The sequence below is a fragment of the Polaribacter sp. genome (genome assembly GCF_051251875.1).
Taxonomy (GTDB): domain Bacteria; phylum Bacteroidota; class Bacteroidia; order Flavobacteriales; family Flavobacteriaceae; genus Polaribacter.
Map to the genome: position 1 here is coordinate 39,149 of NZ_JBPOGL010000028.1, position 20,893 is coordinate 60,041.

13 protein-coding genes are annotated in these 20,893 nt (G+C 30.2%); 2 read left to right on the top strand and 11 right to left on the bottom strand.

The genetic code is table 11. The features are described from left to right. Window positions 1-175: 175 nt before the first annotated feature. Together ACSHW5_RS12520 and ACSHW5_RS12525 are read left to right on the top strand one after the other, a co-directional pair. Window positions 176-3,235, top strand: coding sequence for a tetratricopeptide repeat protein (locus tag ACSHW5_RS12520; protein WP_435676480.1), 3,060 nt, complete (start codon window positions 176-178; stop codon window positions 3,233-3,235). A 68-nt stretch (window positions 3,236-3,303) separates the two neighbouring features. Further along, window positions 3,304-5,004, top strand: coding sequence for a hypothetical protein (locus tag ACSHW5_RS12525; RefSeq protein WP_435676481.1), 1,701 nt, complete (start codon window positions 3,304-3,306; stop codon window positions 5,002-5,004). Window positions 5,005-5,093: 89 nt separating this feature from the next. Here the strand turns inward: ACSHW5_RS12525 and ACSHW5_RS12530 are convergent, their stop codons facing one another. From ACSHW5_RS12530 to thrS, 11 genes are all read right to left on the bottom strand, one after another. After that, window positions 5,094-7,499 (bottom strand): glycoside hydrolase family 31 protein, encoded by a 2,406-nt coding sequence (locus ACSHW5_RS12530; protein ID WP_435676482.1) that lies wholly within the window; start codon window positions 7,497-7,499, stop codon window positions 5,094-5,096. Between the two features lie 264 nt (window positions 7,500-7,763). Then, window positions 7,764-9,671 carry a 1,4-alpha-glucan branching protein GlgB gene (glgB, locus tag ACSHW5_RS12535; RefSeq protein WP_435676483.1) on the bottom strand — a complete coding sequence of 636 codons (1,908 nt, stop codon included), beginning with the start codon at window positions 9,669-9,671 and terminating at the stop codon, window positions 7,764-7,766. A 3-nt stretch (window positions 9,672-9,674) separates the two neighbouring features. Then, window positions 9,675-11,303 (bottom strand): maltokinase N-terminal cap-like domain-containing protein, encoded by a 1,629-nt coding sequence (locus ACSHW5_RS12540; protein ID WP_435676484.1) that lies wholly within the window; start codon window positions 11,301-11,303, stop codon window positions 9,675-9,677. Further along, window positions 11,303-13,240 (bottom strand): alpha-1,4-glucan--maltose-1-phosphate maltosyltransferase, encoded by a 1,938-nt coding sequence (locus ACSHW5_RS12545; protein ID WP_435676485.1) that lies wholly within the window; start codon window positions 13,238-13,240, stop codon window positions 11,303-11,305. The genes ACSHW5_RS12540 and ACSHW5_RS12545 overlap by 1 nt, the downstream gene beginning before the upstream one ends. 42 nt (window positions 13,241-13,282) lie before the next feature. After that, window positions 13,283-14,548, bottom strand: coding sequence for a glucose-1-phosphate adenylyltransferase (locus ACSHW5_RS12550; RefSeq protein ID WP_435676486.1), 1,266 nt, complete (start codon window positions 14,546-14,548; stop codon window positions 13,283-13,285). A 4-nt stretch (window positions 14,549-14,552) separates the two neighbouring features. Further along, window positions 14,553-15,758: a glycogen synthase gene (glgA, locus tag ACSHW5_RS12555; protein WP_435676487.1), complete on the bottom strand. Its 1,206-nt coding sequence runs from the start codon at window positions 15,756-15,758 to the stop codon at window positions 14,553-14,555. A 211-nt stretch (window positions 15,759-15,969) separates the two neighbouring features. Next, window positions 15,970-16,551, bottom strand: a complete 582-nt coding sequence (locus tag ACSHW5_RS12560; protein WP_435676488.1) for a hypothetical protein — start codon at window positions 16,549-16,551, stop codon at window positions 15,970-15,972. An 86-nt stretch (window positions 16,552-16,637) separates the two neighbouring features. Continuing rightward, the gene (rplT, locus tag ACSHW5_RS12565; RefSeq protein ID WP_087520785.1) at window positions 16,638-16,982 is read right to left on the bottom strand and encodes a 50S ribosomal protein L20; all 345 of its coding nucleotides are present in this window, start codon (window positions 16,980-16,982) and stop codon (window positions 16,638-16,640) included. A 121-nt stretch (window positions 16,983-17,103) separates the two neighbouring features. Continuing rightward, window positions 17,104-17,298, bottom strand: a complete 195-nt coding sequence (gene rpmI, locus ACSHW5_RS12570; RefSeq protein ID WP_435676489.1) for a 50S ribosomal protein L35 — start codon at window positions 17,296-17,298, stop codon at window positions 17,104-17,106. A gap of 125 nt (window positions 17,299-17,423) precedes the next feature. After that, window positions 17,424-17,942, bottom strand: coding sequence for a translation initiation factor IF-3 (gene infC, locus ACSHW5_RS12575; protein WP_435676492.1), 519 nt, complete (start codon window positions 17,940-17,942; stop codon window positions 17,424-17,426). A 116-nt stretch (window positions 17,943-18,058) separates the two neighbouring features. Further along, entirely contained in the window at window positions 18,059-19,999 is a 1,941-nt protein-coding gene (gene thrS / locus ACSHW5_RS12580; protein WP_435676490.1) for a threonine--tRNA ligase, read from the bottom strand. Between the last annotated feature and the right edge of the window lie 894 nt (window positions 20,000-20,893).

A 20,893-nucleotide genomic window follows, 5' to 3' on the forward strand; every position in this document is an offset into this window, starting at 1 on the left:
ACAACTTATTTTTGTTTGTAAACATTGCTTTGGTGTTTTGCTTTTGGGTTTTCGTTTAAATATGTTGCTTACAAATGTAGAAATCTAGAATAAATATTTTTTTGGTAAATTTTTATTTTTCATCAAACAAAAAATGAAAACGGGCGTTATTCTAATAAGTATCAAAAATAATTATATGAAGTATCGGTTTTTTAGAAAACATTTTCTATTCCTATTTATTTTCTTATTTTCTTTGTGTGGTTTTGGCCAGCAGTCTATTATAGAAAACAATTTGCTAACAGATTTTAATAATGCGTTGCAATTGTTTGATAATAAGGCGTATGCAGCAGCGCAAAAAATATTTATAAATATTGATAAAACGGCTGTGCAAAGTTCTAATTTAAAGGCAGATGCAGCGTATTATGATGCCATGTGCGCAATAAAATTAAATACCACAGATGCTGATAAAAAAGTACTAGCTTTTGTAGAAGAATATCCGAATAGTACAAAAAAGAACAAAGCTTTTTTTAATGTTGCCAACTTTTATTTTTCTAATAAGAAGGCTTCTTATGCATTAAAGTGGTTTCAAAAAGTAAATTTATATTTACTTTCTGAAGAGAATAAAAAAGAGGTTAATTTTAAAATGGGCTATGGTTTTTTAGTAACCAACAATTTAAATTTGGCTAAAGAACGTTTTTTACCGCTTATTAATGATGCTAAGTACGGGAATGATTCTCGTTATTATTACGGTTTTATCTCTTATAAATTAGAAGATTATGGAATTGCAGAATCTACTTTGCAAGAAATTGCCGATAATAAATCCTACAGTGCAGAAATTTCTTATTATTTATTAGACATCAGTTTTAAAGCGGGTAAATTTGAACGTTGTATAGATGTGGGGACAAAATTATTAGAAACTGCAAGAAAAAAAGATCAATCAGAGATTTCTAAAATTGTTGGCGAAAGTTATTTTAATTTAAAACAATACAAAGAATCTATTCCATATTTGCAAGCATATAAAGGTAAAAAGGGCAAATGGAATAATACAGATTTTTATCAATTAGGATATGCCTTTTATCAACAAAACGATTTTGAAAATGCCGTTAATTATTTCAATAAGATTATTGATGAAAAAAATACGGTTTCTCAAAATGCATACAATCATTTAGGTGAATGCTATTTAAAGTTGGATAAAAAATTGGAAGCTTTAAATGCTTTTAAGACGGCTTCAGAAATGGATTTTAATAGAGATATTAAAGAAGATGCGGCCTTAAATTATGCCAAATTAAGTTATGAAGAAGGCAATCCATTTAAAAGTGTGGCAGATGTTTTACAAGATTATTTAAAAAACTATCCTAAATCTTCATCTTACAATGAAATTAATGAATTGGTTGTTTCCTCGTTTTTACATCAGCAAGATTATGAAGGAGCTTTGGCCTTTTTAGCAAAGAAAAAATCAACGGTTAATAATATTCTTTCTTTAGAAGTCTCTTTATATAGAGGTATTCAATTATTTAATGAAAGTAAATTTGTAGAAGCGCAACCATTTTTCAAGAAAAGTATTGCGTCAAATAATGATGCCATAAAGCATAAAGCACAATATTGGGAGGCTGAAACGGCGTATAGATTAGAAAACTTTAGTGTTGCATTAGAAAAATTTACCAGATTAAAATCTGCTATAAATACAAATAATGACGAGTTTAATTTGGTTGATTATCAGATAGGATACTCTAATTTTAAGTTGAAAAATTATGACAATGCAGCAAATTCATTTCAAAGTTTTTTAAATTTAAGTTCGAATGATCAACAAATTAAAGATGATGCTATTGTGCGTTTAGGAGATTGTTATTACGCCACAAGTAACTATAAAAATGCGGTAGAACAATATGCTAAAATTGTGAATGAATTTGGTGCTGGCGCAGATTATGCACAATATCAAATAGGAATGAGTTATGGTTTTATGGGGTCTAATGCAGATAAAATTTCAGCGCTTACAAAGGTGGTAAATGAGTATGAAGTTTCTACCTTAAAAGACGATGCATTGTATCAATTAGCAAGTACGTACACCACAATGAAAGAAACGCAAAATGCACACAATGCTTATAATAGATTAATTCAGAAACATCCCAATAGTGTGTTTTTACCAAAAGCAATGTTACGTCAAGGTTTGTTGTTTTATAATGAAAATAGGAGTGAGGAAGCATTGGATACTTATAAAAAAGTTACCAGCCAATTTCCAAACTCATCAGATGCGGTAGAGGCAGTTTCTAATGCTAGAAATATTTATATTGATAATGGTAATTTAGACGAATACATTAGTTGGGTAAAAACATTAAAATTTATAAATGTTACCAATTCAGATTTAGACAATACTACCTTTGCAGTGGCAGAAAAGAAATATTTTGAGTCTAAAGATCAGCATGAAATTTCTCAAAGTCTTTTAAATTATACCAATAAATTTCCTGAAGGAATTCATAAATTAAAGGCCAATTTTTATGCTGCAGAAAGTTTGTTTAAGCAACAATATTTTGATAGTGCAACAGGTCATTATAAAATAGTTATTGGTGCTGGTCAAAATGAATTTAGAGAAGAATCTTTAAACAAACTAGCGCAAATTTATTTACAAAAAGAAGATTTTAAAGCAGCATTGCCAATATTAACTACATTAGAACAAGAGGCTTATGCAACGGAGAATATAGTTTTTGCACAAAGTAATTTAATGAAAGGGTATTTTGAAACGGCCTCTTATGATTTGGCAATAGCGTATGCTAAAAAATTACTACAAAGTACAAAAATTGAAAATAGTTTAGAGAATGATGCAAAAATAATAATTGCACGTGCAGCTTTAAAAACAGACGATGAAATTACTGCGGAAGAGTATTATACGGCTATAGAAAGAAATGCAACGGGTAACTTAAAAGCAGAGGCTTTGTACTATAATGCTTATTTTAAAAATAATCAAAAAGAGTATGCTGCTTCTAATAAAGTAGTGCAAGATTTAATTGCTAATTATTCTGCCTATAAATATTGGGCGGTTAATAGTTATGTAATTATGGGTAAAAATTATTATGGTTTAAAAGATGTTTATCAAGCTACCTATGTGTTAGAAAATGTAATAAAAAACTTTACACAATTCGAAGATATTGTACAAGAGGCAAAAACTACCTTAGATGCAATTAAAGAAAAAGAAGCAAAAACAAATAATTCAGTAAGTCCTAATAAGACAGAAATTTCTAATAAAGAAACTAAAAATTAATGATAAAAAAGGTTCTAATTTGTGTGTTCTTATTGAGTGCTTTTGCAGTAAAAGCGCAAAAAAAATCAATGGAAAAAAAGAAAGATACTGTTAAAACGGAGGTGGTAGAAGTGGTTTCTACATACAATCCTAAAATAGCAGATGCAAAAAAAATAAAGAAAAATCCTGTCATAGAATTGTTGAAAAATAGTGAGAAGAAAAAATTGAATTATACCATTTTTTCTGCTCCCGTTGCTTCTACTTTTACTCCTAAAAGCGGTGTAGTTAAAGGAATAGATGTGGGCGTTAAAGAACGTGTGTACATGAATTATTTGGCTGCAGGTTTTGGTAATTATACAAGTCCTTATTTTGAGGCATTTTTACATCATGCCACGCGTTTTGAAAATGAGTTTGGGCTATATGCAAAATATGTAGCTTCTTTAGATAATATTAAAAATACGGCTTTAAATAGTAATTTTTCAAACTTAAATATAGGAGCTTTTTATAAACAAGAAGAACGTTATTTTGATTGGAAAGTAAATTTAAACACAGAGTTTAATAGTTATAATTGGTACGGTTTACCAAATTTAAACTTTACAGAAACTACCGTGAACAATATTAATCCTGGTCAAAAATATGCTGCGTTTACCTTAGGAGGAGAAGTTAGTTTTATAGATTCTTATATAGAGTTTGGTAAATTGGGCATGACATATTTTAAGGATGATTTTAACAGCACAGAAACCTTGGTAGATGTATCTAGTAAATTAAAATTTCCTATGGCTTTTTTAAGTTTAGGACTTAACGATGTTGATTTGAAAGCGGGCTTAGAATATTTAAAAGGAGAATTTAAAAATGATTATGATCATCTGGCTAAATTGAAATATGGAATTTTTACGGCGAACATTCAACCAACATACAAATTTTCTATTGGTAGTTTTAATGCAAAAGCGGGTTTTAAAACCTTTTTATCTTTAGATGCTGAAAATGATGTAAGTAAACTATTGTTGTTTCCAGACCTTCATTTAGAAACGCCAATTGTTGTAAATTATTTAACTGCTTATGGTGGTTTTACAGGAGATTTACATACCAATACCTATAAAAGTTTTACTGAAGAAAATCCGTTTGTTTCACCAAACTTGTTTATTACACAAACTGCAGAAACTTCTAATTTATTTGTGGGTTTAAAAGGAAAAGTAACAAATGATATTAGTTTTAACCTAAAAGTAAGTGCAAAAAATGAAGAAGATAAAGCATTATTTTTACGAAATAATTCAAAATCAGATGGTACCACAACTATCAAAGATTCAAGAGAACTTTTAGGTTATGAATATGGTAATTCTTTTGGTGTTTATTATGATGATGTAAAAACTACTTCGTTTTTTGCTGAAGCTGAATATGACTTTAGCAAAAGACTTACTTTTGGTTCGCAAATAACTTATGATAATTATAATGTAAAGAACGCTACAGAAGCATGGAATTTACCTGCTTTGCAAGCATCAATATCAGGAAAATATAAGGCGCTTAAATGGTTTGCAACTAGTAATATTTTTTATGTAAGCGAACGTAAAGACGCTTCTTACGCAGCAGAATATCCTGCTAGTTTTACTGGTTCAGAAACAATTAATTCTTTTGTTGATATAAATTTAAATGGAGGATATCATTTTAGTGATAAGTTTTCTGCTTTTTTAAAATTGAATAATATTTTAAATTCAAATTATCAACGTTTTGCTAACTTTAATACACAAGGATTTCAAATTTTAGGAGGACTTACGTATAAGTTTGATTTTTGATAAAATAAGTTTCAAAAAATTAGTGTAAAAAAAAATAGCTTGGAAAATTTTCCAAGCTATTTTTTTTTGATTTGTTGAATTAACTTTTATTAAGCACCTATTAGGTGTAATTGAGTAAATTCTTTATCTATTAAAATAGACGGATTCTCACCAGCTATAATACTTGATAATGCTACTTCTTCACTATCTATTTTTACAGTTTTAATTTCAAATGGTAGATTATGAAAAACAATATTAAATTTTGTGTATGCAGCGTTAAAATCTCCTCTTTTGTGTTGCTGAAAAATTAAACTATTATTTTTTCCTGTTAATTTAAAAGTACGCAAACTAAATCTTCCTTTTTTATAATCATACCCATCATGGGCATCATCATATAATTTAGAAGATTCTTTACCTTCTTTATAGTAAACATCTAAAGTAATTTGATCAAATTCTTTTTCTCCAACATATTGTTGTACAGGATATTTAGGAATTACAGCACCTTCTTTAATAAAGATTGGTAAACTATCTATGTCTGCATCTACCCAAATTTCTTTTCCTCCAATTACAACTTCATCCGTCCAAAAATTATACCATTTACCTCTTGGAATATAGACTCTTCTACCTTTTGCATTAGGTTCTAAAATAGGACAAACTAAAATTTTATCTCCATAAACAAATTCATCACTTCTATAATGTGTTCCATGATCTTCTTGATCAAATAACACTAAAGATTTTAAAATTGGTGTACCATCATTTATATAAGTCCAAAATGCAGAATATAAATAAGGCAATAATTGGTATCTAAGTTCTACAAATTTTCTTACAATATCTGTAACTTCATCACCAAAAACCCAAGGTTCTTGATCTCCATGATCTCCAGAAGAGTGTACTCTACAAAAAGCATGGAAAATACCTAATTGAATCCAACGAGCAAATAATTCTCCTTGTGGTTGTTCTGCAAACCCACCAATATCACTACCTGCAAAAGAAAAACCAGACATAGACAATCTCTGAGCTTGGTTATTGGCAATTGCTAAATGTTCCCAAGTTGCTACATTATCTCCCATCCAGGTAGATGTATAACGTTGTGCTCCTGAATATGCAGATCTTGTAATAACAAAAGGTCTTTTAGGATATGCATATTTCTTTAAACCATGATAGGTTGCACGTGCCATCTGTGTACCATAGATATTGTGTGCTTTTCTATGTGAACAAGGATTGCCATCAAAATCATGACGTACATCATCTGGAAAAGATTTATTAGGAACATCCATTACAGCAGGTTCATTCATATCATTCCAAACACCTTTTACACCAATGTCTTCTATTAATTCTTTAAACAAACCAGACCACCATTCTCTAACTTCTGGTCTTGTATAATCTGGAAAATAACATTCTCCAGGCCATACTTTACCTTTCATATATGGTCCATCTGCACGTGTACAGAAATAATCTTTATCTAATGCTTCTTTAAAAACATCGTATTCTAAGTCTATTTTAATTCCTGGATCTATAATAACAACGGTTTTAAAACCTTCATCTTCTAGTTCTTTAACCATTCTTTTAGGGTCTGGAAAATAATTTTTATCCCAAGTAAAACAACGGAAACCATCCATATAATCGATGTCTAAATAAATGGCATCACAGGGTATTTTTAAATCTCTAAAGGTTTTAGTAACTTCTTTTACATTACTTTCTGGAAAATAACTCCATTTACATTGATGAAATCCTAAAGCCCATAATGGAGGTAATGCATGAGGTTTTCCTGTTAAATCTGTATAATTTTTAACAACATCTTCCATTTTAGGTCCGTAAATAAAGTAGTAGTTCATTTCACCACCTTGAGCCCAAAAACTAGTAACATTTCTTCTTTCATGTGCAAAATCGAAATGAGATTTAAAGGTATTGTCAAAGAAAATACCATACGATTTGTCGTTTTGAAGTGCAGTATAAAAAGGAATGGCTTTATAAATAGGATCTGTATCTTTACCAAAAGCATAAGAATCTGTAGCCCAGTTTTCAAAACGCTTTCCTTTTAAATTTACATCAACAGGTTTGTCTCCTAATCCGTAAAAGCTTTCTGATTTCTGACAAGTTTTACTCATTTTTACAATGTCTCCACCGTATTCATAGCTTTCTTCCCAGTGAAAACCAATTTCATCTTGGTTAATTATTGTTAAGTCTACTGCATCATATAAACTTACTTGAAGGCTTTGTTTTTCAACTTTACATATAAGTTTAGAGGTTGTAATGATATAATGAACATCATCTTCTGAAACATCTAAAAAATAATATCCTCTAGACGCGTGTATGGTAACTCCGTATGAGAAATCATTTTCAAATTTTCCACTTGTACAGTATCTAAATCTTATTACACTATCTCTTACAACGGTAAGTTGCAAAATTACGTTGTTGGAGGTTGTAAAATATAACGTGTCTACATCTTTCTTGTAACTTATAATTTCTGAGGGAAATAAGTTACCTTTTTGTTCTAACTCTGTATTTACAATCATTATTTTGTTTGTTTATTTTGCATTTGCATAAATTGTAAAAGTTAGGAAAACAAGATTGTTTAGCACTTTTACGACAACTTATACGGTTAATTAAGATGTAAAAATATTGTTTATTTTTTGAATATTAAAAAGAATACATTTTCTTTTAAAAAATGTAAGAATAATTTTTAAAGTCATAAAAATGACCTATTATTTATAGGAAGTTTAAAAAAATAAGCCCTTTTAATTGTGATACTAATAGTGTTAAAAGGGCTTACTAAAATTTTATTTGAATTTATAAGCAATCATACCTAATGGAGGTAAATCTAATTCGATAGAATTCTCTCTATTATTCCAAACTTTTTCTTCTGAGGTTAACTTTTTGTTTTTAAAGTTTCCAGATCCGTTATATTTGGTAGCATCACTATTAAAAACTTCTTTTAAAGTTCCTGCTTTTGGTAATCCTATTCTGTAATTTTCTCTTGGTACTGGTGTTAAGTTTAAAATAATTAGAATATTATCTTTTTCATTTACTCCTTTTCTAAGATAAGTTAATACAGAATTTTCGTGATCTCCATGATCTATCCATTCAAACCCTTCTGGTGAAAATTGTTTTTCATGTAAAGCAGGTTCTTTTTTATAAAACTTGTTTAAGTCTTTTACTAATTCTTGTGCGCCTTGGTGTACTTTATATTCTAATAAATGCCAGTCTAAACTACCATCAAAATCCCATTCGCTGGTTTGTCCAAATTCAGATCCTTGAAACAATAATTTGGTTCCTGGATGTGTAAACATTAAACTATAAAGCATTCTTAGGTTGGCAAATTTTTGCCATTCATCACCGGGCATTTTATCTACAATTGCTTTTTTACCATACACAACTTCGTCATGAGAAAGTGGTAACATAAAGTTTTCTGTAAATGCATAATTTAAACTAAAAGTTAAATCGTTTTGATGATGTTTTCTGTAGATAGGTTCTTTTGCAAAATAATCTAGAGTATCATGCATCCAACCCATCATCCATTTCATTCCAAATCCTAAGCCGCCATCATAGAGTGGTTTAGATACTTTTGGAAAAGAGGTAGATTCTTCTGCAATGGTTTGTACATCTGGGAAAGATTCATAAACAGCCGTGTTCATTTCTTTAATAAAGTTAATGGCGTCTAAATTTTCTCTTCCACCAAATTCATTAGGTTCCCATTCTCCTTCTTCTCTAGAATAATCTAAGAATAACATAGAGGCAACAGCATCTACTCGCAGTCCGTCTGCATGATATTGGTCTAACCAAAAGATGGCATTACTAATTAAAAATGATTTTATTTCGTTTCTTCCGTAGTTAAAAATTAAACTTTTCCAATCTTGATGATATCCTTTTCTTCTATCTGGATGCTCATATAAATGAGAACCATCAAAGAAACCTAATCCATGATCGTCTGATGGAAAGTGAGAAGGAACCCAATCTAATAAGACTCCAACTCCTTTTTCGTGAAATTTATCAACTAAATATTTAAATTCATCCGGATAACCAAAACGAGATGTTGGTGCAAAGTATCCTGTTAATTGATATCCCCAACTTGGGTCATACGGAAATTCCATAATTGGCATAAATTCTACGTGCGTAAAATTCATTTCTGCAACATAATTTACAAGGTCATCTGCTAATTCTCTATAACTTAAAAATCTGCCTTCTTCTAGTTGTTTTTTCCAAGAACCTAAATGAACTTCGTAGACAGAAAATGGTGCATCTAGTGCATTGTTTTTCTTTCTTGTTTTCATCCATTTTTCATCGTTCCAAGAATAATCATCTTCCCAAACTTCCGAAGCGGTTTTAGGTGGATGTTCACATCTTCTTGCAAAAGGATCTGCTTTTTCTGTAGTTATGTTATTATTTGAACTTCTTATTTTATATTTATAAATTGTTCCTTTACCAATATTAGGAATAAATCCTTCCCAAATACCGCTACCATCCCAACGTACATTTAAATGATGTTCTCCCTCTAACCAGAAATTAAAATCTCCAATTACGGATACTGATTTTGCGCTTGGCGCCCATACGGCGAAGTAGGTTCCTTTTACACCATCTACGGTAGTAATATGAGATCCAAATTTTTCGTAAAGACGATAGTGTTTTCCTGCTTGGAACAGACTTATATCAAATTCTGTAAAAAGACTGTGTACTTTTGTTTGTGCCATAGTTTATGAGTTCAAAATATTTGCAATTCCTTTTAATGGAATAATAGTCCATTTAGGTCTTGAGTTTAGTTCGTAGCCTAATTCATAAATTGCTTTTTCTAACAAGCAATACTTTAGTATAAAAATTCTTTCGCTACTGTAACCTATATGTAGGTTTTCTTTTTGTGTTGTGTTTATATATGTTTCCAAAAATATAGAAATCATATATTTATAAAGTAACTCTCCGTATTTAAAAAGTTGCTCTTGGTTTTTTTTGTAATGCTCTTGATTGTTAAATATGGTAGAATAGATTGCATAATGAAAAGATCTAAAAATTCCTGCAACATCTTTTAACGGAGGTTGTTTTACTTTTCTATCTCTGATGGTGCTTTCTGGTTCACCTTCAAAATCTAATATACAAAAATCATCATCTTGTACTAAAACCTGCCCTAAGTGATAGTCTCCATGAATTCTAATTCGTTCTCCTTTTAGTTTGGTCCAATCAAAGTTTACCAAACGTTTTCTAATGATATTTTTATTGTCTAAAAATTCTTTTGCTAATTGTAAAGCATATCCTTCTAACTTGTGTAGATTGTTTTCTGCTAAATTTAATCTATTTTGAAATTGATAGGTTAATCTATTTTTTAACCAAACAGTATAATCTCCATTAAATCGGGTAGGAGTAAAGGCTGTATCTTCAAATTCAGAACCTAAAGCAATGTGCATTTCTGCGGTTCTTTTTGCCAATAAACTTACTTTATTAATCAAATTTAAACCAAGCCAATCTACTATTTCTGGAGGTAATTCAGAAATTTTTTTATTTTCAAAAAGCTGAATATTAGGTAAATTATCAAAGTTAATTTTTTTTGATTCTATAGACCTGTAAATAACATCAATCTCTTTTAAAAAATACTCCCAGGCATCTCCATTATTAGCAACCAATTTTTGCATCAATCCAATGGTGATGTTTACATTTTCAGAATCAATAATATTCATGCTACCTATATAAGGAGGCGTATTTTTAAAATCTTTTTTAAGCGATAAAAACCTGCTCATTTCATAGTCAGGATTTTTATCTGCATAAATTCTTCTAAAAAATTTTAAAATAAATGCATCATTATAAATGATAGAAGTGTTGCTTTGTTCTACACCCATTAATCTAGAAGATGTATAGGCAGGAAAATTAAAGCCCTCTGATTTATGATACTGAACAGGCGTTTTGTCTATTGGCAGCGCAGAACTTATTCTTTGGTAAACTACTTTTCTAAAGGCTTCTAAATGCATAGCATCTATAATATAACCTTCTTGATTTTTTAGTTTTAAAGGAAGAATTCTGTTTTCTTGGGCAAAATTTTCATCAGAAACAAAGGCAATAGGTAAAAAGTAATGGTGGTAAAAAGCTTCAACAAAATTTACTTCTAAAATTAAACCAAAATAGACTTCATCTCCTTGTTGAATTCTAAAGTATTCTATTAATTCTATATATTTTAGTTCGCTAGATTTACCGCCATACCACCGTTGTTTTTGAATATAATCTTCTAAAACATCAGATAAAAAAACGTTTACAAATTCTTTATCTTCAATGATTTCTTCCCAATTGTTTATTGAAGAGAATAATGAAGTTTTAGAAAGTGTAATCGTTTTTTCAACCATTATTTGTTAATTTTAAAAATATGAAAAGGCAATGTTGCGTGTAATTCAATAAAATTCCACTCATTATACCAATTGTAACAATTTCTTGTCACCAAATCTTCAACTTCTATTTTTTGACCGTGATTAATTTTTAAACCATGCATTGGTAATTGAACAGAACCAGATTGAGAATTATAAGCATCTAAACTAATAACTGTAATTGTTTCATTAGTTCTCTGTTCATTCCATTTATAGAAAGCAATTAATTGATCATTACCTGTTTCTAAAAATTGAATATTATTAGTTTGCTGAAAAGATTGGTTCTCTTTTCTTATATGGTTAATTTTAGTAATTAAAGTAGTTACTTTATTAACTTTAAACCAATCATAATTACATAACTGAAATTTTTCAGACATATAATATTCCTCTTTTCCAGGAATAGGATCACTAATCATTTGCTCAAAAACAGGGCCGTAAATACCAATATTAGAACTTAAAGTTGCTGCCAAAGCATAACGTTGTAAATATTTACTTTCTGGTGCTCCTTGTAAATGATATGGATTAATATCTGGAGTATTTGGCCAGAAATTTGGGCGCATATATTCTTTTTGATTGGTTTTTGTTAACTCATTCATATACTCAATCAATTCATGTTTAGAATCTCTCCAAGTAAAATAAGTATAAGATTGTGTGTAACCTTGTTTTGCAAGTTGTTGCATAATTTTTGGTCTTGTAAAAGCTTCTGCTAAGAACAACACATCTGGGTGTAGTTTTTTTACTTCAGCAATTACCCAACTCCAAAAATAGTAAGGTTTAGTATGCGGATTATCAACTCTAAAAACATTTATACCACAATCTATCCAATATAAAAGTGTGTCTAAACATTCTTGCCAAAGATTTTTATAATCTTTAGTTTCCCAATAAATTGGAAGAATATCTTGGTATTTTTTAGGTGGATTTTCTGCGTATTGTACCGTTCCGTCTGGTCTCCATTTAAACCAATCTGGGTGCTCATTAACCCAAGGATGATCTGGTGCTGCTTGTAAAGCATAATCCATGGCAACTTCAATGCCTAGCTCTTTTGCTTTTGCAATTAAGTTTTTAAAATCTTCTATAGACCCTAATTCTGGATGTAAATCTTTATGACCTCCGTGTTTAGAACCAATTCCCCAGGTAGAACCAACATCACCATCTTGGGCAACCGTTGTATTATTTTTTCCTTTTCTGTTTACTTCACCAATAGGATGAACAGGAGGGAAGTATAAGGTATCAAAACCCATTTGAGATATTCTTGGTAAAAGACGATGACAATCGTTAAATGTACCATGTTTGCCTTCTTCTTCTGATGCAGAACGAGGAAAAAATTCATACCAAGTACTAAATCTTGCTTTTTCTCTATCTACGTAAACTTCATACTCTTTAGATGAATCTGTTAAAAACTTCTGTGGATATTTCTTGAAAATTGAAGTTAACGTTTTTGAGACTGCTTCTTTAATAGCTTCTGCGTAGGTTAAATCATTCTTAAAGATAAAAATTAAGTGAAGTAAATAGTTTTTTTCTTCAGGAGCAACTTTGTCTATAATAGAATACAATAATTCAGCTCCTTCTAAAAGCTCTGAATTTACATGCTGAGAGTCATCAATTTTTCTTTCAAGACCATGTTGCCAGTTTAAAAAATAATCTACCCAACCTTCTACTTTATAAGAATAATAGCCTTGCTTTTCTGTTGTAAAACTAGCGGTATATTCATCATTAAAAGTTGGAGACATTCTTATTTCTGACCAACTTGTGTCTGTTTGGTGTTTGTATAATAAATTTGCTTGAAGAACATCATGTCCATCAACTAAAACATCTGCAGTAACATTTACAATTTCATTTACTACACGTTTTACAGAAATTTCTCCGCAATTTATTTGCGGAGAAATATTTTCTACTACAATTCTACTTTGATTTTGCATTAATTTGGTTAATTTTAAATAATAAAAAAGTAAAATAATATGTTATCCGATGTTGGTTCCTTTAGGAATAGTAGCGTCTTTTTTAATAACTACAATTCCGTCTTTAACCATATAAGTATCTGTTTCTACGTCTTTTATATGGTTTCCACCATTAATTCTTACGTCGTCTCCAATTCTACAGTTTTTATCTACAATACAATTGTGAATATAACATCTATCGCCAATTCCCATCATAATGTCAATTTTATTCTGAGCAACTTCTTCTAAAGTTTCGTAGAAATCATTACCCATCATATAGGTATTAGAAATTAACGAGTTTTTACCAATTCTAGAACGAATACCAATTACAGCTCTATCAATTTTTTCTGCATGAATTATACATCCATCCCCAATAACTGCTTTGTTTAAAATTGTTCCAGATATTTTTGAAGTTGGTAATATTCTAGGTCTTGTATAAATTCCTTTATTATCATATAAATTAAACTGAGGAACATCATCTGTTAAACCTAAGTTTGCTTCAAAGAAAGAGTCTACATTACCAATATCTTCCCAATAACCTTCATATTGGTAGCTTAATGTTTTATGTTTATTTATTGCTTGTGGAATTATTTCTCCACCAAAATCATTGGTGTCTGGGTTTTCCATTAACTTAATTAACAAGTCTCTATTAAAAATGTAAATACCCATAGAAGCTAAATAATCTCTTTTTTGAGATTTCATTTCTTGCCCAACATCAGAGGTCCATTCTGGTAATAATTCAGCAGCCGGTTTTTCTATAAATGAAGTGATTACGCTTTCATCGTTGGTTTTTAGAAGACCAAAAGAAGTAGCATCTTTTGCATTTACAGGATAGGTTGCAATAGATATTTCAGCACCACTTTCTTCGTGTTTTTGAATCATATCATTAAAATCCATTTGATATAATTGGTCACCAGAAAGAATTAGAGCATATTCAAAATCGTTTGCCAAAAAATGTTGCATACTCTGTCTTACGGCATCTGCAGTTCCTTGAAACCATTTATCACTTTTCATTGTTTGTTCCGCAGCTAATACATCAACAAAAGCAGAACTAAAAAAACTAAAGTGATAAGTGTTTTTAATATGTGCATTTAAAGAAGCAGAATTAAACTGAGTTAATACATACATTCTTTTTATATCAGAATTAATACAATTAGAAATAGGAATATCTACCAATCTGTATTTTCCTGCAATTGGTACTGCGGGTTTAGACCTATCTTTAGTTAATGGATACAATCTTGAGCCTTGACCTCCTCCTAATATAATTCCTAATACTTTATCATTTATCATTTCCTTAGTTTTTTAATGATTTATATAATTCTTCTACTTGTTTTGCTATTGAAATCCAATCGAAATAATCTTCTACTCTTTTTCTACCTTTTTGGGCCATAGAGTCTCTTAATTCCGGATCGTTTATTACTTTATTTACGCCCTCTGCTAAATCTTTAGCAAATTTATCTGGGTCTATAGGTTCAAAAGGGGCAGCGTCTTGTTGTTCTACAGGTATTAGTATACCTGTTTCGCCATGTACAACAACTTCTTTAATACCTCCTACGGCACTGGCAACCACGGCAGTGTTACAAGCCATTGCTTCAATATTTATAATACCAAATGGTTCATATATTGATGGGCAACAGAAAACATCTGCATGAGAATATAATTGAATGATTTCTTCTTTGGTAACCATTTTATCAATCCAGATTACATTTTTACGTGTTTTTTTAACTTCGTCTACTGCATCTTTCATTTCTTGTCCTATCTCAGGAGTGTCAGGAGCACCAGCACATAGTACTATTTGAGTGTCTGGGTCTATATATTTTATAGCATTTACCAAATGAATAATTCCTTTTTGTCTGGTAATTCGTCCTACAAAAAGCACATAAGGTTTGTTTTTGTCCACTCCATATTCATCTAGGGTAGTAGTTTCTGATGTGGTAATATATTGTTGAAGGTTTATACCATTATAGATTACCTTAATTTTTTTTTCGTCAACATTAAAATGTTTTAGTACATCTACTTTAGTTTCTTCAGAAACTGCAATAAGAGCATCTGCCATTTCTATGGCTGTTTTTTCAATCCAAGAGGATGCATCATAACCACGCCCTAATTGTTCTCTTTTCCAAGGTCTTAAGGGTTCTAAAGAATGAGTTGTAATAACTAAAGGAATGCCATAACACAATTTAGCTACTATACCTGCAAAATGTGCATACCAAGTATGACAATGAACAATATCTGCATCAATAGGTTCTGCATTCATTTGAAGGCCTGTACTTAAGGTCTTAAAAACTGCTTTAAGTTTGTCTTCAGAATTGTCAAAGCTAGGGTTGTCATAAGGAAACCCTTTTACTGTTAAGTTTTCATCACTGTTGTTTTGGTCTCCAAAGCATCTTACATCAATCTGCATTAATTTTGCTAATTCAGCGGCAAGATATTCCACATGTACACCAGCACCACCATAAACATAAGGTGGGAATTCTCTTGTAAAAAAAAGGGCTTTCATAAAAGTTTTAGTTGTTTAAAATTAGTTGTTTTTAGGCTTCATAATATAAGAAAATACTATTAAAAGTACCGCAAATTGCAAATCATTTATTTATCAATGAACATTATTATGAAACTCATAATAAATATAGATATTATTAGGCTTTATATTGTAAAATTATCACTAAAAAATAAAATGTAACATGAATATTTTAACCTAATCTATGTTAAAATTAACTATTTCGTTGTTTGTTTATCTCATCTTGTAGTTGTCTTCTTAATTTTTGTTCTCTTTCTAAAGATTTTTTTCTCAGTTGCTCTAATTCTTGCTCCACATCAAGTAAATTGTCTTGAGCTTCTTTGGTTAAAATATTACTTCTAAAAAATTTAAATACAAAATAAGATAAGGCTAAAAGTAGCACAATTATAATGCTCCAAAGTGTAAGGTTGTATGTTACTTTACTCAATTGCATACCAAAAAGAGATATTGAATTTTCTTTTTTGTTAGATACTTCTAAATCTAATTGTGTTTTAGATAAGGTATTTTTTGTTTTTTCTATGTTATCTCTTTCTATTTTAAGTAAACCTTCTTTTTCAGAAATTATTTTTTTTGAAGATTTAAGAGAATCTAAAACATTTAATTTTAAACGTTGGTAACGGTCTTTGCTTATTACTTTATATACTTGATATGTTGTAGAGGTTCTGTAAATATTATCAAATTGAGTTTCAATAGAATTATTGTCTTCAGTAATTGTTTCTTGTGAAAAAGTTAAAGATGTAGTAAGTAATACTAGTATTATTAAAAATGATTTCATTAGTTAATTGTTTTTAGAATGTAAATTTATAAAAAAAACCCAAACAAAATTTGTTTGGGTTTTTAAATATAAGCAAGTATTATTATTTATTTTATTTTTTCTACAACAGCCTTAAAAGCGTCTGGGCTGTTAACCGCTAAATCTGCTAAAACCTTACGGTTTAATTCGATATTGTTAGCTTTCACTTTTCCCATAAACTGAGAGTAAGACATTCCGTGTAAACGAGCTGCAGCGTTAATACGTACAATCCATAAAGAACGGAAGTTTCTCTTATTGTTTTTACGGTCACGGTATGCATAAAGCATTCCTTTTTCAACCGCATTTTTTGCTACTGTATAAACGTTTTTTCTACGTCCAAAGTAACCTTTTGCTGCCTTCAAGATTTTTTTTCTTCTTTTTCTTGAGGCTACTGAATTTACTGATCTTGGCATAATTTCACTGTTTTTTGTAGTTGGCGATTCATAAGTTCAATAATCAAAATTTTGAATTTTAAACTTTGAATTCTTTTTTAGCCAAACTCCATGGTTAATAATTAAATTCCCTTTAACTAAATTATATAGTTAATTGTTGTTTGATGTTTGCAACATCTGACTTATGTACTAATGTATCATGCGTCAATTTAAGCTTACGTTTTTTAGACTTCTTTGTTAAGATGTGACTTTTAAACGCGTGCTTTCTTTTAATTTTCCCAGAACCAGTAACTTTAAATCGTTTTTTGGCGCTAGATTTGGTTTTCATTTTAGGCATTTCTCCTTCGTTTTAAACTTGCTTATTATCTTTAGTTAAAAAAGTAAGAAAGTTAAAAAAGTATATAAGTAAAGTACAAACTAAACTTTAAAACTTTAAGAACTTTAAAACTTTAAGAACTCTTTTTATTTTACTTTTTTAGGAGCAATAAACATAATCATACGTTTACCTTCTAATTTTGGTAATTGTTCTACTTTACCATATTCTTCTAATTCTTGGGCTAATTTTAATAATAAAATTTGACCTTGTTCTTTAAAAATTATAGAACGTCCTTTAAAGAATACAAATGCTTTTAACTTAGCACCATCTTGTAAAAACTTAAGGGCATGTTTCTTTTTAAATTCATAATCATGCTCATCAGTTTGAGGTCCAAAACGAATTTCTTTAATCGTAACCTTGGTGGCTTTAGATTTTAAAGATTTTTCACGCTTCTTTTGCTCATACAAGAATTTCTTGTAATCAATAATTTTACAAACAGGTGGTTTTGCTTTTGGAGATATCTCTACCAAATCCAATTCCTGTTCTCGGGCTAATTCTTTAGCTTTATCTAAAGGATATACACCAACTTCTACATTGTCGCCCACAAGACGAACTTCGTCAACATATTTTATTTTTTCATTAATCCTATGCTGATCTTCTTTGATTACTCTTAACGGTCTTCTCGACCTACTTCTACGTATTGCTATGACTTATAATTTTTAAATTTAACTTATAGGTTGTTTTTACCAACCTTTTATTTTTTATGGAATTTCAAAATTAATTAAAATTTCTTCAATGTTTTACTTTCTTCTACTTTAATTAAAGAAATAAATTCTTCAATGGTAAATGTACCTAAATCGCCTTCGCCATGTTTTCTTACAGAAACTGTGCCTTCTTGCTCTTCTTTCTCTCCTACAATTACCATAAATGGTATTTTGCTTACTTCTGCATCTCTAATCTTACGACCCGTTTTCTCACTTCGGTCATCTACTAGGGCGCGAATTTCGGAATTTTCTAACGATTCTAAAACTTTTTCTGAATATTTTTGATATTTATCACTGATTGGCAACAAGATAACTTGGTCTGGCGTTAACCAAAGTGGGAAGTTACCCCCTGTGTGTTCTAGCAATACCGCAATAAAGCGCTCCATAGAACCAAACGGTGCTCGGTGAATCATTACAGGTCTGTGTAACTGATTATCTGCTCCTTTATAGGTTAATTCAAATCGTTTTGGTAAATTATAGTCTACTTGTATGGTTCCAAGTTGCCAACTTCTGCCTAAAGCATCCTTTACCATAAAGTCTAATTTAGGACCATAAAAGGCCGCTTCACCTTCTTCAATCACAAAATTTAAACCTTTATCAGTGGCTGCACTTATAATGGCATTTTCAGCAATTTCCCAAGTTTCAACATCACCAATATATTTATCCAAGTTTTGCATATCTCTAATAGAAACTTGAGCAGTAAAATCTTCAAAACCTAAAGAACCAAAAACATACAAAACTAAATCTATAACATCTTTAAACTCTTGGTCTAATTGCTCTGGAGTACAAAAAATATGAGCATCATCTTGTGTAAAACCTCTAACACGTGTTAAACCATGTAGTTCTCCACTTTGTTCATATCTATATACAGTTCCAAACTCTGCAAAACGTTTTGGTAAATCTTTATAAGAATAAGGTTTAAAGTTATAAACTTCACAATGATGTGGGCAGTTCATAGGTTTCAATAAAAACTCCTCATCCATTTTAGGAGTTTTTATGGCTTGAAAACTGTCTGCTCCATATTTCTCATAATGCCCAGAAGTAACATATAGTTCTTTCTGACCAATATGTGGTGTCATTACCATTTCATAACCTGCTTTTTTCTGTGCAGCTTTTAAGAAATCTTCTAATCTAGCACGCAAAGCAGCGCCTTTTGGCAACCATAAAGGCAAACCAGCACCAACTTTTTGAGAAAAAGTAAACAGTTCTAACTCTTTTCCTAATTTTCTGTGATCACGTTTTTTCGCTTCTTCTAATAATTCAAGATATTCAGTAAGCATTTTTTGTTTCGGAAAACTAATTCCATAAACACGTGTTAACTGATTGTTCTTTTCATCACCGCGCCAATAAGCACCGGCAACACTCATTATTTTAATAGCTTTAATAATACCTGTATTTGGTATGTGGCCTCCTCTACATAAATCGGTAAAACTACTATGATCACAAAAAGTAATTTCGCCATCAGTTAAGTTTTCAATCAACTCAACCTTATATTCATTATTTTCTGCTTTATATAAAGACAAAGCGTCTGCCTTAGAAACAGCGCGTAAAGAAAACTCATGTTTTCCTCTAGCAATTTCTAAAAACTTCTTTTCAATAGTTGGAAAATCTTTGTCAGAAATAACATCTTCACCTAAATCAATATCATAATAGAACCCATTTTCAATAGCAGGCCCAATCGTTAACTTTGCTTTCGGATAAAAACTTAATATTGCTTCCGCTAATACGTGTGCAGAAGAATGCCAAAAAGCTTTTTTACCTCCATCATCATTAAAGGTATACAAAATTAAAGAACCATCCGTGGTTAATGGGGTAGTGGTTTCAACAGTTACATCGTTAAAATTTGCAGATATTACGTTTCTAGCAAATCCTTCACTAATGTTTTTTGCAACATCCATTGGAGTGCTATTTTTAGCAAACTCCTTAATAGTTCCGTCAGGTAAAGTAATTTTAATCATTTAATGTTTAATATTTGAGGATGCAAAGATATTAGAAAACAATATTTCACACAATATATATGTGTACTTATTAAACACCTATTTTATTTAGGGTGTTTCCGCGCCAAAAAAGGCGCGGTCGGGCTTTCCACTATATCTTTTTTTTGTTTTATTAAAGCCATCGCTTTAATAAAACAAAAAAAAGGATGCCGTTTCTATCCCTAACACGAAGCCAGTAATATAAAGTAGTTACAAGAAAACAAACCTACAAAGAGCGATATTTACAAATAGATTACTACATAGCTTCAAAAAAAAATCCGTCATTACGAGGCACGAAGCAATCTCTTCAATTTAATAAATAAAAACTCTGAGTAAACCGAAGCTTTCTTATGTATTCAACAGAAACTTCCACGATACTTTTTTTATAGCAATTCCATGTTAATTCTTGTAACCAAGTTTTTAAACAATAGATAAAAGTCCTTTTCACAACTTCCTTTCTAATAAAATTAAAAAAATAATGATGTAAAGGCTGACTATAAACGTAAAAAAAAGAATCCAAGGAACCAGAAAAACCGATTTCAAAGATAAAGTTCATAAGAAAATAAGTAGTTTTCTCTAAAAGTATAGTTGAAAAACGTATTGAGACTGAAAATTTCAAAGTCAACACTTCTATGTTTTAGGCTTCAATATGTTGTAAAAAGTAGTTGTCAGCTCCAGAACTTTTAAAAACCTCCATACCTTTCAAAAAACATTCAAAAAAATAGTTACCCTAACTTACTATAAACAAAATAATTAGTGAATTGATGTAAAATTAAATAAAAAAAAGGGTTAAAAAATTGTTGTTAGAATAAAAATGAGTTGTAGGTTTGCACCCGCTAACAGGAATTGTAGTTTGTTAGTGGAGTTCATTGATAA

What these genes read in the sequence shown, in the direction of transcription:
- glgA (WP_435676487.1), bottom strand. Translation starts at nt 15,758, where the DNA reads ATGAAAGCCCTTTTTTTTACAAGAGAATTCCCACCTTATGTTTATGGT.
- ACSHW5_RS12520 (WP_435676480.1), top strand. Translation starts at nt 176, where the DNA reads ATGAAGTATCGGTTTTTTAGAAAACATTTTCTATTCCTATTTATTTTC.
- glgB (WP_435676483.1), bottom strand. Translation starts at nt 9,671, where the DNA reads ATGGCACAAACAAAAGTACACAGTCTTTTTACAGAATTTGATATAAGT.
- ACSHW5_RS12550 (WP_435676486.1), bottom strand. Translation starts at nt 14,548, where the DNA reads ATGATAAATGATAAAGTATTAGGAATTATATTAGGAGGAGGTCAAGGC.
- thrS (WP_435676490.1), bottom strand. Translation starts at nt 19,999, where the DNA reads ATGATTAAAATTACTTTACCTGACGGAACTATTAAGGAGTTTGCTAAA.
- ACSHW5_RS12545 (WP_435676485.1), bottom strand. Translation starts at nt 13,240, where the DNA reads ATGCAAAATCAAAGTAGAATTGTAGTAGAAAATATTTCTCCGCAAATA.
- rpmI (WP_435676489.1), bottom strand. Translation starts at nt 17,298, where the DNA reads ATGCCTAAAATGAAAACCAAATCTAGCGCCAAAAAACGATTTAAAGTT.
- ACSHW5_RS12525 (WP_435676481.1), top strand. Translation starts at nt 3,304, where the DNA reads ATGGAAAAAAAGAAAGATACTGTTAAAACGGAGGTGGTAGAAGTGGTT.
- ACSHW5_RS12560 (WP_435676488.1), bottom strand. Translation starts at nt 16,551, where the DNA reads ATGAAATCATTTTTAATAATACTAGTATTACTTACTACATCTTTAACT.
- rplT (WP_087520785.1), bottom strand. Translation starts at nt 16,982, where the DNA reads ATGCCAAGATCAGTAAATTCAGTAGCCTCAAGAAAAAGAAGAAAAAAA.
- ACSHW5_RS12530 (WP_435676482.1), bottom strand. Translation starts at nt 7,499, where the DNA reads ATGATTGTAAATACAGAGTTAGAACAAAAAGGTAACTTATTTCCCTCA.
- ACSHW5_RS12540 (WP_435676484.1), bottom strand. Translation starts at nt 11,303, where the DNA reads ATGGTTGAAAAAACGATTACACTTTCTAAAACTTCATTATTCTCTTCA.